At 37.8% G+C, this 16,227-nt stretch carries 12 protein-coding genes; 1 reads left to right on the forward strand and 11 read right to left on the reverse strand.

Going from position 1 to position 16,227, the window contains the following annotated elements; genetic code table 11:
• Window positions 1-27: 27 nt before the first annotated feature.
• From VF685_RS03515 to VF685_RS03530, 4 genes are read right to left on the reverse strand one after another with little or no spacing between them, the layout of a single operon-like run.
• Window positions 28-3,192, reverse strand: coding sequence for an efflux RND transporter permease subunit (locus tag VF685_RS03515; RefSeq protein ID WP_163170344.1), 3,165 nt, complete (start codon window positions 3,190-3,192; stop codon window positions 28-30).
• On the reverse strand, window positions 3,182-4,432 hold the full coding sequence (locus tag VF685_RS03520) for an efflux RND transporter periplasmic adaptor subunit (RefSeq protein WP_440203547.1): 1,251 nt from the start codon (window positions 4,430-4,432) through the stop codon (window positions 3,182-3,184). The genes VF685_RS03515 and VF685_RS03520 overlap by 11 nt, the downstream gene beginning before the upstream one ends.
• On the reverse strand, window positions 4,416-5,744 hold the full coding sequence (locus VF685_RS03525) for a TolC family protein (protein WP_163170346.1): 1,329 nt from the start codon (window positions 5,742-5,744) through the stop codon (window positions 4,416-4,418). The genes VF685_RS03520 and VF685_RS03525 overlap by 17 nt, the downstream gene beginning before the upstream one ends.
• Before the next feature lie 48 nt (window positions 5,745-5,792).
• Window positions 5,793-6,149, reverse strand: a complete 357-nt coding sequence (locus VF685_RS03530) for a cation efflux protein, CzcI-like (protein ID WP_114541535.1) — start codon at window positions 6,147-6,149, stop codon at window positions 5,793-5,795.
• A gap of 393 nt (window positions 6,150-6,542) precedes the next feature.
• On the opposite strand from VF685_RS03530, the gene VF685_RS03535 reads away from it, so the two are divergent.
• Window positions 6,543-7,274 (forward strand): Fic family protein, encoded by a 732-nt coding sequence (locus VF685_RS03535; RefSeq protein WP_168370067.1) that lies wholly within the window; start codon window positions 6,543-6,545, stop codon window positions 7,272-7,274.
• A 117-nt stretch (window positions 7,275-7,391) separates the two neighbouring features.
• On the opposite strand, the gene VF685_RS03540 is transcribed toward VF685_RS03535, so the two are convergent.
• From VF685_RS03540 to VF685_RS03570, 7 genes are all read right to left on the reverse strand, one after another.
• Window positions 7,392-7,712: a LysR substrate-binding domain-containing protein gene (locus VF685_RS03540; RefSeq protein WP_228278786.1), complete on the reverse strand. Its 321-nt coding sequence runs from the start codon at window positions 7,710-7,712 to the stop codon at window positions 7,392-7,394.
• Window positions 7,713-8,113: 401 nt separating this feature from the next.
• Window positions 8,114-9,316: a GIY-YIG nuclease family protein gene (locus VF685_RS03545; protein ID WP_127801797.1), complete on the reverse strand. Its 1,203-nt coding sequence runs from the start codon at window positions 9,314-9,316 to the stop codon at window positions 8,114-8,116.
• A 13-nt stretch (window positions 9,317-9,329) separates the two neighbouring features.
• Window positions 9,330-9,602 (reverse strand): hypothetical protein, encoded by a 273-nt coding sequence (locus VF685_RS03550; protein ID WP_005027423.1) that lies wholly within the window; start codon window positions 9,600-9,602, stop codon window positions 9,330-9,332.
• 15 nt (window positions 9,603-9,617) lie between these two features.
• Window positions 9,618-11,771, reverse strand: a complete 2,154-nt coding sequence (locus VF685_RS03555; protein ID WP_440203548.1) for a DEAD/DEAH box helicase — start codon at window positions 11,769-11,771, stop codon at window positions 9,618-9,620.
• Entirely contained in the window at window positions 11,768-14,533 is a 2,766-nt protein-coding gene (locus VF685_RS03560; RefSeq protein WP_440203549.1) for a class I SAM-dependent DNA methyltransferase, read from the reverse strand. The genes VF685_RS03555 and VF685_RS03560 overlap by 4 nt, the downstream gene beginning before the upstream one ends.
• A 79-nt stretch (window positions 14,534-14,612) precedes the next feature.
• The gene (locus tag VF685_RS03565) at window positions 14,613-15,620 is read right to left on the reverse strand and encodes an HNH endonuclease (protein ID WP_440203550.1); all 1,008 of its coding nucleotides are present in this window, start codon (window positions 15,618-15,620) and stop codon (window positions 14,613-14,615) included.
• Entirely contained in the window at window positions 15,613-16,197 is a 585-nt protein-coding gene (locus VF685_RS03570; RefSeq protein ID WP_180048198.1) for a class I SAM-dependent methyltransferase, read from the reverse strand. Before VF685_RS03570 ends, VF685_RS03565 begins: the two co-directional genes overlap by 8 nt.
• Window positions 16,198-16,227: the final 30 nt, after the last annotated feature.

The raw sequence follows: 16,227 nt of genomic DNA on the forward strand, positions 1-16,227 counted from the left end.
GAAGCATTACCTTGAATATATTTATACTTAATAGGTTTCCGTTTGTAGTAGCTTATTGTCCTGATCAGTATTGATCCAGCGATATAAAATAGGAAGTAATACAAGGGTGAGCATGGTGGATGAAATAATGCCTCCAATCACTACCGTCGCTAAAGGTCGTTGTACTTCTGCACCTGTTCCAGTGGCAAGTGCCATGGGCACAAAACCTAGTGAGGCGACACAAGCTGTCATCAATACAGGACGTAAACGTAAAATTGCTCCTCTCCATACTGCTTCATCTAAGCTGTATTGATTTCGAAGCTCTTTGATAAATGTCAGCATCACCAGGCCATTCAAGACAGCAACACCTGATAGTGCAATAAAGCCAATCCCCGCTGACATGGATAAGGGAATACCACGTAGCCAAAGGAATAAAACACCACCCGTTAAAGCAAACGGTACGCCTGTAAATACCAAAAGACTCTCTTTAACATTATGAAATACTGCCATGAGCAAAATAAAGATAGTCAATAAGGCCAGTGGAATCACAATTTGCATACGTGATTGAGCTGAAGCTAAATTTTCAAATTGGCCACCATATTCAATCCAGTACCCACTTGGCAGATCATAGTCTTTTAACTGCTTTTGCAGTTCAGAAACATAAGAACCCAGATCACGCCCTTCAACATTAGTTGTCACGACAATACGACGTTTACCATTTTCACGGCTGACTTGGTTCACCCCTTCAATTAGACTGACTGTCGCAACATCGGCTAAGACAATTTGCCCTCCACTAGGAAGCTGAATCGGCAACTGAGCAACTGTTGATGTATTTCGATCTTGATCAGTTAATCTAATTTCAAAATCAAAACGTCGATCACCTTCTAAGATTTCACCCACATTTTGACCACCAATACTGGTTGCCACAAGGTCTTGAATTGAACGCACACTTAGCCCATATTGCGCAGCCAAAGCTTTATTTACCTCGACATTTAGTAATGGCAAACCTGAGGTCTGCTCGACTTTCACGGCACTGCTACCCGATATTTGCTGAATGATTTTGGAGATTTTAGTCGCTTCAGTATTGAGGACATCCATATCATCACCGAAGATTTTCACACCAACATCACTACGCACACCTGAGATCAATTCATTAAATCGGAGTTCAATCGGTTGTGAAAATTCACTATTATTGCCTGGAATCGTGGCTAAATACGTCACCATACGGCCACGTAATTCATCTAAACTTTCTTTAGGATTTGGCCATTCTGAACGAGGCTTTAACATGATATAGCCATCTGAAATATTGGGTGGCATGACATCTGTTGCAACCTCGGCTGTACCCGTTCTGGCAAATACTGCCTTAATTTCAGGGAAACTCTTTAAAAGAAGCTTTTCAGTATTCTCCTGAATACGTAAAGACTCTTCTAAGCCTGTACTTGGTGAACGCAACTGTTGTACCGCAAAGTCTCCTTCACTGAGCTGTGGTGCAAATTCACTGCCGAGTTTGGTACTGATGAATCCTGTAATCACTAATAAACACAGTGCAAAAGTCAGCACAACTGCTTTGTATTGGTACGCAATATCAAGAGTTTGCTGATATTTAGCTTTTAGCCATAACATCCAACGACTTTCTTTTTCTTGAATATCGCCTTTGACCCACAATGCCACCGCAGCAGGCACAAATGTGATCGATAAAATAATGGCTGCAACAAGGGCGAGTACCACTGTCAGTGCCATCGGATGGAACATTTTTGCTTCCACACCACTTAAAGCAAAAATCGGAAAATACACCACTAAAATGATCAATTGCCCAAAAATCAAGGGACGTCGAGCTTGGCGTGCGGCTAAAAAGACCTCTTTAAAACGCTCTTGTTGAGTTAATTGTCGCTTTAACTGTTGCTGAGTATGCGCCAAACGACGAATACAGTTTTCAACAATCACCACCGCCCCATCGACAATAATCCCAAAATCTAAAGCACCTAAACTCATGAGATTGGCACTGATATTTTTTTGCGCCATGCCTGTGAGTGTGAATAGCATCGACAATGGGATCACACAGGCTGTAATTAAGGCTGCACGCATATTCCCGAGAAATAAAAAAAGAATGACGATGACCAAAATGGCGCCTTCAATCAGGTTTTTTTGTACCGTTTTAATCGCCTTTTCGACCAAGCTGGTGCGGTCATAAACAGTTTCAATTTTAACCCCTTTGGGTAAGCTTTTCTGAACCTCTTGGATCTTAGCATCTACCGATTTTGATACCGTACGGCTATTTTCGCCCATCGCCATCATGGCAATCCCAAGTACCGTTTCCACACCGTTATAGGTAGCACCACCTGTTCTTAAGTCATGACCAATGGAGACTTGAGCAATATCACCCACACGGATTGGACTACCGTTCGGACTTGCAATCATGGTGTTTTCAATATCACTGATATTATTCAAGGTACCCGGCACACGAACCGTGAGTTGCTGACCATTTTCCTCAATGAACCCTGCACCACGATTTTCATTATTCAGTGTCAAGGCTTGCTGTAATTGATCTAAACCAACATTCAACTGCTGCATACGACTTAGATCGGGCGAAACGAGATAGGTTTTATTATAGCCACCAATACTATTAACCTCAGCAACACCTTTAACTCGTTGCAGTTGCGGTCGAACAATCCAATCCTGAATTTCTCTTAAATCCATCGCTGTATAAGTAGAACCATCTGCTTTTTTTGCATTTGGTTCAGCTTTAACGACCCATTGATAGATTTCCCCTAAACCAGTCGATACAGGTGACATAGTAGGTGAAACTTGATTGGGTAGTTCTGCCTGTACCTCTTGCACACGCTGGTTAATTTGTTGACGTGCCCAATAGATATCGGTTCCATCTTTAAATACAACAGTGACTTGGGATAATCCATAGCGGGAGATTGAACGTGTTAGCTCCAAATCTGGAATACCCGCCATGGCATTTTCAATCGGATAGGTAATCCGTTGTTCTACTTCAAGTGCTGTAAAACCATTGGCTTGGGTATTGATCTGTACTTGGGTATTGGTAATGTCAGGAACAGCATCAATTGGCAACTTCTGATAACTATAAATACCCACCGCAATCCATGTGCAGACAAACAGCATCACCCAAATAGCATTTTGAATTGCAAACTGAATAATGCGCTCAAATAATCCTTCAGGATGAGGTAAATCTTGATTAATGCTCATGACCGGCCTCATCTTTTTCTAATTCAGACTTTAATAAAAAACTGCCATCAGCAATGTATTTCTGCCCTTCAGTTAATCCAGAAATGACTTCTAGCCATTGCCCATCCTGACTGCTCACGCCCACTTCTATTAGCTGTGCTTTAAGATGAACCTGTCCCTTTTCTTCAGACTCAATCACAAATACCACAGGTTTTCCTTCAACCTGCTGTAAGGCTTTTTTCTGAACTCTTAACGCTGTTTTTGCTTGTGCATCAGTCACAAAAACATTTACCAAAACATTTGGACGCAGTACATCCGCTTGTGTGGTGACTTTGGCACGCACTTGTAAACGTCCAGTTTGTAAATCTGCCTGTGAATTCAGCGTTTGCACTTTTGCTTGGTAATTTTGATCAGAACCATTAGTTTTAAAATTTAAAATTTGCCCCGCTTGAAGCTGAATATTTGAGGTATTTGGTAGATTAAATTCCAACCAAAGGTCTTTTAGATTTTCAATCACAAAAAGCTGATCCGCCAGTTGGACATTTTCACCTACCACAATGTCTTTTTGACTGATCATGCCTGGAATGGGTGCGCGAATAACAAAACGTCCATTTTGCCCAGTTGAACCTAGAGCGTGTAGACGGGCTTGCTGAGATTGCACTGTAATTTGGGCTTGGCGATAGGCATTTTCAGCACGCTGCAAATCTTGCTTTGCCGAAATACCTTGTGACCATAACTGTCGTTCTCGTTCGTATTCTTGCTGTGCCAAACGCAAACTTAACTGCGCAATGCTCAAACTCGCTTGTTGATCAATTAATTCAGGGACGGAAAGTACTGCAAGCGTTTGACCACGTTCCACATACTGACCAAGTGCCACATTAACTTGCTCAACATGACCACTAAAATTCGGTGAAATATGCGCTTGTTGATCCGTATTCACCACCAATTTTCCAGGGAGTGTTACAAAGCTGTTTACCTCCCCCTGTGTGACTGTTTCAACTTTAAGGCCATGTTCCACCATCTGTTGCGCTGTAAGCTCTATTTCGCCTTCTTCACTATGCTGATCTTCTTTACTTTCTTTAGCATGATCATCATGCTGTTCATCTTCACCATCATGCCCATGCTCATCATTTTTTTCATTTTGATTACCCAACCAGATCCATACGCTGATTAAAGCCGTTAAGCCGATCAATACACTGATTAAAATGGGTTGAGAGATTTTTCCAAATTGATATTTTTTCACTTTATTCTCCCTGCCCATTCAGCAGATTTTGAGTTTCTACAAAGGCTTTTTTATTGAGTTGGCTATAAGCATTGGATTGGCTGATCTCTTCATAACTTGTGCCTAAACTTAAAGCCTCAACACTGAGACCGATCTGCCAAGCTTGTTTGAGTATTTGCAGTTGTGCCACACGTAAATTTTGCAACTGTAAAGATATCTGTTGCATATCCGTGACAGAGAATTTACCTGCCTGAAAACCCTGTAAAGTTCGAGACTGGACTTTTTCAGAAAGCTGTATTTGCGTATTAATAGCGTCATATTGCTGACGCAAGCCTTTCAACTCATTCAAACGGTTTGCAATATCAAGAATTTGTTGTTTTAACTCTCTTTGTTGAATTTGAGTCAATAACTGCTGTTGGCGCTCAGCCATGGGAATAACATATTGTTGACGATTAAAAATATTTAAAGGAACTTCCACCCCTAATACTAAAGTAGTTTCATCCGAAGATTGAGATGACTTAGTCTGAGTCATGCCAAGATTCAACGTGGGTTGAGGACGGTTTTTTATCTTTAGACTTTCTACCTTTTGCTGAGATTGTTGCATATTCAAGGCATACAGTTTTTCGAGCCAACCGTGTTGGATATTTTTTTCAACTGAACGCTCAATCTCGCTTGGCCAAACCACTTTGTTTGATTGAACACTTAAGGAAGGTTGGGACTCTCCCCATAAATTAGACAATTGTCGTTGCGATGCTTGCAGCGCAAGTAAAGCTTGTTGATATTGTCTTTGAATTTCTAAATGGTCAATCTGAGCACGTTCATAATCTACTAATGCAATACTGCCCGCTTGATAACGTTTGTTAGCGCTGTCTAGATTCGCTTGACTCACTTTCATCTGCTTAGCAAAAATGGATGTTTCAGTTTCAGATAACAGATATTGTGCCCAAGCATACTTCACCACCATTTCACTCTGTGCTTGCCAGAGTTGCTCTTTAAGTTGAAGCTGCTGTTTTGAAATTGATGCTATTTCTTGGTTTAACTTACGTTGACCAAAGAGATCAAGTGGTTGACTGATACCAACACTCAGTTCTTGTTCCTGACTAGAACTAAAACCGTTTTGTTCAATCGAGAAAGTTGGATTTTGCCAAAGACTGCTGTTTTGAGTATTTAATATCGCAAGTTGCTGACGCTGTTGCTGAAGTTCGAATTGTGATTGATATTGCTGAACTTTGGCTAGAGCATCTTGAAAATTCGAGATTTCATTTGCAGATGCGCTAGTATTTTGAATGCCAAACAGCAAGAGCCCAATCGCTACGCATTGACTTGTAAAAGTCATATTTTGAAAAGACATAGATGTTTCCCACTAAATTAAATTTGAAAGTGGTGGGAATATTTAAGGCTACCCCACCATTAGCGGGGAAAGTTCGGGAGGCGGGCTTTTTGAACTTAAGTCAGGCGAACTGTAATCATTATTCCAAAAATACTCTGGTCTAACAGTATATGAAAACAGTGTTTGTATAAAAGAAACTTGACGTTGTTCTAAAATCAATTGGATCATCGATGGAAGATGATCCTGGTGATTCTCTACCCAGTCTAAATCATTATTCTGTTTTTCAGGTGCTTGATGACCATGTTTTTGGGTCTCGCTCACACATAAAGCATTTGTATGATGTCCAAAGTGATAGTTTTGAACCACGGAAATGCTTTCTTCATGGACACAAAAAGCAGCCGCCACATTCCAAAGGCTTTGGAACATGAACAATCCCACTAAGACTGTGATCCATGTCATTGAACGCATATGAGGATAAGTAATAAATTTTTATAGCATTATAACCCTGGGAGTAACTCTAAGGTCAATAATTGTTTTTTCATTAATCCTAATAATTTTAGGTGGCATCAATTGAACTCAAATCCTAACTTATTCATTCTAAAGCTATTTTATTAAATAAAAAAAATTTATTGACCCCAATTTAGATTTAGTGCATTGAATTCACTTTAAAATCTTGTTCAAATCCGAATTCAGGATTTGAAGTGGCATACTGATTATACCAACATCGAGCACACTATAAAATGATATACTATAACATATCATTTCTTTGATTTTCTTTTTTGATGTATCATTCTTTTAGATATATTCAGGGACAAGGTAATGTTTGAAATTATTGATGATTTAAAAAATAAATTAGATCAGCATCGCCCCCTATCACCTGCAATAGTAAAAAATTTACAAGAAGACCTTATTGTACGATGGACTTATCATTCCAATGCTATTGAAGGCAATACACTTACTCTATTAGAAACCAAAGTTGTGTTAGAAGGCATAACTGTCGGTGGAAAAGCTTTACGAGAGCACTTCGAAGCAATTAACCATAGAAATGCCATTTATTACGTTGAAGACATTATTAGAAAGGAAGAACCTTTTTCTGAATGGCAAATTCGCAATATCCATCAACTCATTTTAAAGAATATTGACGATGATAATGCTGGCCGATATCGCCAGCAAAACGTATTGATTTCAGGTGCTACAACTACACCACCGGACTATACATTGCTCAATGACAAAATGACTCAGCTAGTCGATTGGTACAATTCAGAGGCACATAAGCTTCATCCCATTGAACGTGCAGCTAAAGTACATGCAGATTTTGTAGGCATCCATCCATTCATTGATGGCAATGGACGTACATCACGTCTATTGATGAATCTCGAATTGCTTAAAGCTGGTTATCCACCTTGTGTAATAACAGTTGAAAATCGATTAGCCTACTATGAAGCCCTAGATCAGTGGATGGCTTATGGAAAAACTGAAGCATTTATCCAGTTGGTTTCTAAAGCGGTGATCGAAGGATTTAAACCGTATCAGGTGGTTTTAGGTCTTTAACTTACAATTATATTAATAAAATTTAAATACTAACTTTCATATATCCATTGAGCATTCGGCCATTTTTTCTCATCGATAGATTGCTCAACATAACCAATAATTTCGAGTGAAATGATCCTAATATGCTTGGGAATATTTCTTGTAGAGTGCATTGCTAAAGTAAGTAGTCACACGAGAAAATGCGGGAGCTAAAATTAAAGTAACTTTAATTAATCCTGCCCTAAACTCATTTACTACAGAAACTAGGGGTAAGATTGTATAACCAAAGTCCTGGATAACTAGCTTTTTTTGTATATTCAAATCATTAGTTTCAGCATAGATCTTTAAGTTAGATCCATTTTGCTTATAAGCCTGCTCAATCAAAGAGCACAATCGATTAGGGTGAAAAGGTAAAATTAACGGAAATGCTTCTATTTTTTTTAAGTTAAAGGACTTCATTTTACTGAAACATAGATTGAGCCGATGCTATTAAAAATAGTGGCTCTTTTACCAACAGAATCAAATCAATTAACTTAGAAGGTGTAGCTTCATAGATCGTAGTGTTCAAAAATCTGTGACATTTAAGTAATTAGATTTCTCAAAAATGGTAGCACGGTTGCCATTTTTGGACCTGTAAATAATTTTCTAGTATTTTCTTTTTATAAATTAAAGGTAAGTTTGTCTTTAAATAGATATAGCTGATTAATTGAATTTAAAGTGATTTCTGAGATGGTGACAGTTTAACTAAGTACTTAAACATCTAAATTATGTTTATTTTTTAAAAAATGATTTACCCCAATTTACCCATTAAATAAAAGAGACCATGGCAAATGCCATGGTCTCTTTTATTGTATTTTAAATCACTGATTACCCACTAGCTTAGATTGCTCTGGATCATAAATGACGTTTTCAATCGTTCCATTTTTGATATGTTCGATCACCTCATTGATTACATCAATTGGAACTAAGAACCATTCTTTAGGTTGAACGGGAATACCAAATCTATCGTCAATACTGATATCTAGCTGAGCAGCCTGGAAAACTTTATGTATAAGCTTTTCTAGCTTATGAGGCACTACATTTTCAGGCAATCCATAGGCAGCAACAAGCTCCACATCCGCAAGTAAATAAGTTGCATCATTCTTAGCATCAGTAATTCGCTTATTCACTTTCCCCGTAGTCACGCCAATTTTATGAATAATATCTTTGTGTTTCTTAATAAAGGGATTGTCTGACAAACTACGTAAAATATAGATTGTGCCACTTTTTATCTCAAGTTCATTTGAGTGATCATTAGACTTAAATGAAGAAAATAGAGGCCCTACATTGTTTGCAACTAAAATTCGACGACTTGCTTTATCGTTATTTAATGCCTTTTTAAGAGAACGCATCAATAAATCACTTTCCGTTCCATTGGAATAAATCACCCTTAGACGAGCATCATTTTCACCATTCGGAGCTTTAAAATATTCGCCTATTTCAGATACATATACTATTTGACCATCTAGAATGAACCAATCATGCAATTCAATACTAGCATCTTTTCCAAAAGGCTTAGTGATTCGAAGTCCTAACTCAAGCTCCTTAGCTATTTGCTCAAATAGTTCTTTAAATATTTCAAAGTCTTCACATACTTTTCTTGTAGCGGTTAATTCATTAGCTTCACGTTCTTTTTGCGTTCTTACATTCTGTAAGACAAAAATATTTTCTTCATCTTCCAGTTCAATCCCTAGTTCAGCAAGCAAATCATCATCTTCTAAACTAGCTAAATCGGCCTCTTCATTATCAGAGTCAGATAATAAATTAAGATGATCAAAAGCTGCTAAAAGCTTCTTTGCTTCATCCGATTGCTTTAGCTGACCTAATCTCACAGCGTAGATACGTTCAAAAATATCTGTATCAATAGAGTTTGATGGAACTCTTTTATGCTCTTCATAGAAATGAATGATTTCTTCAAAGCCAGAGATTAAACGTTCTTCTTTAGCTGTATAGGTCACTGATTTAACTGGTGCTAGATCAATTCCCAACTCTGACAATAACTCGTCATCAGAAAAATCAGCCATAAATTTACCTTGTTTAACCTAAGAGATTGAATTTATCTAAAAATAAAACAACAGATTTCATATCAGAATTCTGTTTGATTTTATCTAATCGAGATGCACATAATTTTTCAAAAATATCTGCATCAGCATGATGTGATGGAACTCGCTGATGAGTTTCAAAGAAGTGATTAATTTCTTCAAATCCAGAAATCACACGTTCCTGTAAAGGTGTTAAGATCTTTGAGGATTTTAACTCAAGTTGAATTTCGAGTTCATCTAGAATTTGATCATCTGTCAGTCTTTCCATCACTCATTTTCCTGATTAAGAACTAGCTTTTGCTTTTTCTTGTGCCTTGAATCGAGCAAAGGCTGCAACACCTTCAGCCATACGTTTTTCCCAAGCATCTTGAGAGTTAATATCAGGCAAACGGCCTCGCTCTTTTTTAAACTGCACAGCTCGGATTGCTAATTCTTTTGCCTCTTCAGGGCTTAGGTTGATACGTTTAGCTGAAATATGCGCTTGGACTTGTCTTAAGATCGCTTCATCCATGGCTTTAGAAAGTACGGCATAAGCTGATTCAAATGGATTAATGTGATCAATCAAATCAATATCCAAATCACGTACATTCATAAAGCGTTTAACACCCTGAATAAACGCTATATTAGATTCAGGTTTATCATCTGGATTTCCAGCTCCGCCAGAGCCAGCTGTTGTACCTCCAAGCGTTTGTTGAGCTTGTTCAAGTTCTTTTTTCGCTTGTTGAATCAAGTTGAATGCTGCAATTGCATGCTGTCTTACTGCTTCTTGATCTTCAGGCTCTAATTCTGGATATTTTTCCTGAACAATTTTACCCAGTGCTAACTGCGTTAATTCTTCAGGTACGACATTTTCTTGGTCAAAGAGGCCACGTTCAATAGCAGATTTATTTTGAACAAAAGCCGTAATAATTTCGTTCAAATCTTCTTTACAAATACGATTAGCTTCTTCAGATTCTGGTTTTTTTAGGCCATTAATTTCGACATGGACTTGTCCTGTCTTATCATTAATACCAACGTTTGTTTTACCTTTTTGATAACCATCTTTGCCATAATCAAAGCCATCTAATGCACCCTGATCTTTAGGCGTAAATTCAAAACGAGGCGCTAAGACTTGCTCCATCAACAAACTGGCAGCAATGGCTTTCAGCATATCATTGACAGCTTCGACAACGAGTTTTTCAGAAGCGTCTGGTTCAGCAATTAAGTTAGTAAATTTGGCACGGTGTTTTCCTTCAGCATCTCGAGTAGCACGACCAATGATCTGAACAATCTCAGTTAAGCTACTACGATAACCAATCGTTAAAGCATGCTCACACCAAATCCAGTCAAAGCCCTCTTTCGCCATGCCTAATGCAATGATGATATCAACATGATCACGGTTAAATCGTTGTGTGGGATCTTTCAGTGCTGTCAGTACTTTAGAGCGTTTTGCAGCATCACTATCATCAACAAGATCAGCGACTTTTAAAATACGCTTATTGCCCATCTCAGTTGTGATTTCGATTAAATGGAAACCTGTTTCATCATCAACGCCTTTCCAAGTCCCCATTGCATCCATGATATGTTCAACTTCAAGATGTTTACCAATTTTGGTGCTTTCTCGAGAATTCACATTAGGAATATGTATAATGGTCTTAAGGTCAGGATCTAAGACTTTCATAACAGCATCAGTGTATTTCCCAGTATAGAAAAAATATCCAATATCTAATGCTTTTAAATAGGTATAACCGTTCAATTGCTCGTAATAAGTATAAGTAACAGTCTCAAACTTATTTTCATCGGTTGGTGATAAAACTGCTTCAGAATCGCCACGGAAGTATGAGCCTGTCATTGCGACAATATGCGCTTTGTCTCGTTCCATAAACTGACTGAGTTGAGCACCTAATTTATTATCTGGATTACTACTTACATGATGAAATTCATCAATTGCAATCAGTCGATTATCAAATGCTTCAACACCAAGTTCTTCTACTGCAAAGCGGAATGTTGCATGCGTACACACCAATACTTTGTCTTCACCTGCTAAGAATTCACCTACTGCTTTTACTTTTGACTTTGCAACTTTTTCATCGTCAGCATTTGGAGCATTACATAGGTTCCAATGCGGTTGTACTTTCCAATCTGCCCAGAAGCCATACTTCGTTAATTCTTCATCTGCAAAGCTACTGCCAATAGAACGCTCAGGCACCACAATAAGTGCTTGCTGAATCCCTTGATTGGCTAATTTATCTAAAGCAATAAACATCAATGCTCGTGATTTACCTGACGCTGGTGGTGATTTAATTAGTAGGTATTGTTCACCACGTTTATCATAAGCACGTTCCTGCATTGGACGCATGCCGAGTTCATTGGCTTTATTTGATGCTCCTGTACAAGCCGTTTTAATAGAAACAGCAGGGACAGTTCGTTGATTGGTTGGATTTTCTGAAGTTGTCATGCTTTTTTCTTCCCAGCTTGTTTTGAAGTCATTTCTGTATACATTGAAAATAGTTTTTCTAAGCGCTCTGTGTCATTTTTAAAGCGACGACCTATATAGATACGCTCTAGCACCTCATCATTTTCTTCATGTGCTTGACGTAGGTTCTCTGGCATTTTTTCTGGATCATAGAGATCCGCAATTGTTGCAGGGAAATGCGCTTCCCGAGCCAATAAAATATTTTCAGCACAGCGTGTTAAATCTGCTTTATTTTTTTCAGTTAATTTTGGTATGGGGAAAGTATTCCATCCCATTGTATTAGAGTATCTAAAGTCTGTTTTTAATTTACCACACACAGTTTTAATCCAAACTAAATGAAGTAAAGATGCAATTAAACTTAATGTCCATAGTGGAGCATTAAAAAGAGCAAATGCAGAATCACCAACAATTGTTCCTTTCTCCAAAAAACCTATAGGTAGATAATTTCTATTTTCAGAGGAAACACGAGGAATAATTAATATTGATTCATTACCTTTTTGCCTCACCTCACCAAACTTATGGGCAAATTCAGCTGACTCAACAGTCTGTTGCTTAGTGCTTTCCAACCTAAATTTACGAACTCGTTTCAATCTTTCAGAAATAAAATCAATCTCTTTAGCATCAACTACATTATGATCATCAATCCATAAGCAGTAACGGCCTAATCCTTTTATATATTCAGCTGAACCATAAAACTTTCGGATATATTTTTTTGATTGATGATTTTGCATGATTAAATCTTGTATCTCTGAATAGCTCATGAATAAGTAACCTGAATCTACAGGCTTATTACCAAAAGTCATATCAGGAAGAAGACTAAATGGTTTAGATCTTTTCTCTACAATTACATTTTCAGAACCAACTAAATAAGCATTAATATTTTTAACCTGTTTGACTTCAAACTCGTTATTTGAATCTAAAGTATAAATTTTTTTAAATGAGCTAGTTTTTTTACTGACACCTAAGATAGAGACAATAACTCCAGCATTATGGCTAGCTAAATTAGCCCATTTAAAAGAGTCATAAGCAAAAATAATTTCCAATTCTAAATTAAACAAAATTGGCCAAAGGATTGGTACTATTTGGCCTTGGTTAATTGAATTGGTCGTTACAAAAGCAAAGCTTGCTTTACCTTGTTTACAATAATAGCCAGCTTTAAAGAACCATCCAGATACATAGTCTAGAAGCTTCCAATTTTTGGTATGATCTTTGAATAATTTTTCAAGATCATCTTTTTGATCTTTACTTTGCCAAGTTGAGCCTAAATAAGGTGGATTACCACAAATATAGGTTTCCCCACCTTCATTCTCAAAGTCAATTTCAGTCTGCTCTAATGGAGTTTCAAATAAATCATCGGCAACAACTTTCACAGTGTTACCTGTTGGCGGACAAATACTTAACCAATCCAAACGTAAAGCATTCCCACAAATAATCCAATTCTCTTTAGAAAGTGGCAACACTGTTTGTAGTGCCTCAATCTGTCCACAGTACTGAACATTTGATTGATACTCAGCAATCACCAATGCTAAACGTGCAATTTCAGCAGGAAAACTATTAATCTCAATACCACGGAAATTCGTTAATGGAATATCAGTCGCACGTCCACCTTCATTGCGAAGCTCATTAATTTGAGCCTCAATTTTACGTAGCTCTTTGTACGCAATAACAAGGAAATTTCCCGAGCCACATGCAGGGTCAAAAACACGAATACGTGCAATACGTTTACGTAAATTGAGCAGTTTTAAAGGACTTTCCTTTGATGCTTCTAATTGTTCATTTAAATCATCTAAAAATAAAGGATTTAAAACCTTTAAGATGTTTGGCACACTGGTGTAATGCATGCCCAAAGAACCACGCTCGTCATCATTGGTAACAGCCTGAATCATTGAACCAAAAATATCGGGATTAATCTTTTGCCAATTCAACTCACCAGCATGTAGTAAATAAGTACGGGCAATCTTCGAAAATTTAGGAACCTCAGTACTACCAGAGAATAAACCGCCATTTACATACGGGAATTTTTTCGCCCATACAGGTAATTTAGTAGTATCACGCGCTGAATGATCTACATTCATTGCATGAAACAGAGTGCTGATGACTTCATGGGTATTACTTGAATCACGCTCTGACATTTGCTCAATTGTTTGCGTGAAGATACCACCTGGCTGAAATATTTCTGTATCTTCTGCAAAGAAACAAAAAATTAAACGTGCCATGAAATGATTCATGTCTTGGCGACGTTCTTCAGTTGCCCAATCGGGATTCTCTTTTAAAAGCTCAATATAAAGCTTATTTAATCGGCCTGTTGCACGTACATCAATCGGGTTATCTTTAATCTCTCGAATAGTAGCAATACCAGCCAGAGGTAAGAAAAAACCAAAATGTTCTGCAAAAGCATGGAATGCTGAACTAATAGTCTCACCAGAGATCAGGTCTTCAGCTTGTAAATTCAAACCATCAGTAGCAAGAATGAACTTGGCTTTTGCTTTCTCTGTTGCCTTACTTTCTCGTAAACTCTTGAAGACTTCAGATACTTTGTCTTGGTCGCATACGGCAATATGAATATGGTTACGCTGCAATACACCATTTTGAATATCTGATGAGTTGCTTTGACCTGCTCGAAGTTTTTTTATTGTTGTTTCTTTATTACCAAATGCTCTTAAAAAATCAAAAGCAAACTCTTGAGCATCAAAAGGTTTTTCTGCGAGCTCGGATACGGCTGCTTCAATTTCAACTGCGTTCATGATAATACAATGTAAATAAATTCAATATGAGATGCAGTCTATCAACCATCAGTAATAAAAAAAATCACACCTTGATAAATTATCCATTCCACATTAAATAATTGTTCGCTTTGCCCTGCTCATAAGCCCATTCCGCCACCTTATGCGACCTCTCTTTATCCGTCAAAAAACCTAGTACAGATATCTGATCCACAATAATCAAATTATGTTCTTCATTCCGTTCTTGCCACTTATGCAGGAACTCATTTGATGCAAGCAAATTACTTTTCTTAGAATTACAACTTGAATCTGCTAACACAAAGTTATGCCCTGTATCAGATGGGTATATTGACCAAGGAATAAAATGATCGACTGCATAATTGCCTTTTTTCATTACCTTATTACAGTAGAAGCATTTATATTCTTGCAATTCGACCAAGATATTTGCCACAGCATTCAATTGATTTCGAGTTGGCTCAAACATAAACTGTTCAAGGTTTGGGAGTTTATTTAAGATGGGTGCATTACTACTGTTTTTTCGAATGTAATCAATCCATCGCTTTTGACATAGCTCTTCAATAATCTCGCTAAACTGGCGTAAACAAAACATGGCTTGGGGTAGTAAAGTCAGCTGTTGCTTAGATTGCTCAAATTGATATAAAAACTCGAAATTTTGCCCATTGATGTTTTGCAGATAACGTACCGGCATCTCTTTTACGGTACGAGCCACATCTTTAACCAACTTGGACCAAACAACGGAATTTCGCCTCAATAATCCAAGAGATGAATAAATCTGTCTTAGCTCAATAATTTGATTGACGATTGCTGCTTGCTTACCATTATTTTGATTTAAGATCAGTTGCCCTTCGTCATTGAAAGTATATGGCACAGCCTGTTTCCAATACAGTTCGATAAACGTCTCAGCAATGTCAATGTACTCAAGCACCAATTGCTCGCCACTATTCTCACCTTTTTCAATCGCCAATCGACTAAGGCTTATCAGCAAGGCAAACTTATAGGTACTGCTAAAGCTACCTGACTGCAAAATCAGTTGGATATTTTTAAGGAATTTAAGTTGCTCTTGAGCTGTCGGACTGCAATTAATCATTTTTCTTCCAAAGCAGGTTTAACCACTGCTCTTCTCGCTCAGGTCTTTTATCAACCGTGATCCACTGATGAACCAAACTGACATGAGAAAATTTTTCGAGTAACTCTTCCGCTTGGCATTCATTCAAATCGGTAAACTCTCGACCATCTTTCTCTCGGTCTGAATCCCCATATTTAAATGACATATAGATTACGCCATGAGGCTTTAACGCTCGAAGCGTTTTTTGAAGAACTTCAGCTAATCGATTGCGCTCACAATGAAGCAGAGACGCGCATGCCCAAATACCGTCATAAACAGCCACTTCACTTAAGTCATAAAAGCTTTGGTACTTCACTTGAATACCAGTAAGTTCCGCCGCCTTTTTAACAAGTTCTTCTGAGTAGTCGATTGCATCAACGTGATAGCCTTTATTCTTAAAAGCTAAAGTATCGCGCCCTGTCCCGCAACCTACATCTAAGATTTTCGCTGATTCAGGTAAAAATACTAAAAAAGGCTGGTATAGGCTTTCCATATCAACTTCAAACGTTGAAGCTGTAAATTCTTCTGCATGCTTATTGTAGTATTCTATTGTTTTCATTACGGACACTTAGGCTAAAAGACACTTTCA

The organism is Acinetobacter sp. Brlt_5 (assembly GCF_051949055.1).
Classification (GTDB): domain Bacteria; phylum Pseudomonadota; class Gammaproteobacteria; order Pseudomonadales; family Moraxellaceae; genus Acinetobacter; species Acinetobacter indicus.

Bases quoted from the DNA above. Each gene is read 5' to 3' on its own strand.
- VF685_RS03520 (WP_440203547.1), bottom strand. From the start codon at position 4,432: ATGGGCAGGGAGAATAAAGTGAAAAAATATCAATTTGGAAAAATCTCT.
- VF685_RS03565 (WP_440203550.1), bottom strand. From the start codon at position 15,620: ATGATTAATTGCAGTCCGACAGCTCAAGAGCAACTTAAATTCCTTAAA.
- VF685_RS03570 (WP_180048198.1), bottom strand. From the start codon at position 16,197: ATGAAAACAATAGAATACTACAATAAGCATGCAGAAGAATTTACAGCT.
- VF685_RS03550 (WP_005027423.1), bottom strand. From the start codon at position 9,602: ATGGAAAGACTGACAGATGATCAAATTCTAGATGAACTCGAAATTCAA.
- VF685_RS03540 (WP_228278786.1), bottom strand. From the start codon at position 7,712: ATGAAGTCCTTTAACTTAAAAAAAATAGAAGCATTTCCGTTAATTTTA.
- VF685_RS03525 (WP_163170346.1), bottom strand. From the start codon at position 5,744: ATGTCTTTTCAAAATATGACTTTTACAAGTCAATGCGTAGCGATTGGG.
- VF685_RS03545 (WP_127801797.1), bottom strand. From the start codon at position 9,316: ATGGCTGATTTTTCTGATGACGAGTTATTGTCAGAGTTGGGAATTGAT.
- VF685_RS03515 (WP_163170344.1), bottom strand. From the start codon at position 3,192: ATGAGCATTAATCAAGATTTACCTCATCCTGAAGGATTATTTGAGCGC.
- VF685_RS03555 (WP_440203548.1), bottom strand. From the start codon at position 11,771: ATGACAACTTCAGAAAATCCAACCAATCAACGAACTGTCCCTGCTGTT.
- VF685_RS03530 (WP_114541535.1), bottom strand. From the start codon at position 6,149: ATGTTCCAAAGCCTTTGGAATGTGGCGGCTGCTTTTTGTGTCCATGAA.
- VF685_RS03560 (WP_440203549.1), bottom strand. From the start codon at position 14,533: ATGAACGCAGTTGAAATTGAAGCAGCCGTATCCGAGCTCGCAGAAAAA.
- VF685_RS03535 (WP_168370067.1), top strand. From the start codon at position 6,543: ATGTTTGAAATTATTGATGATTTAAAAAATAAATTAGATCAGCATCGC.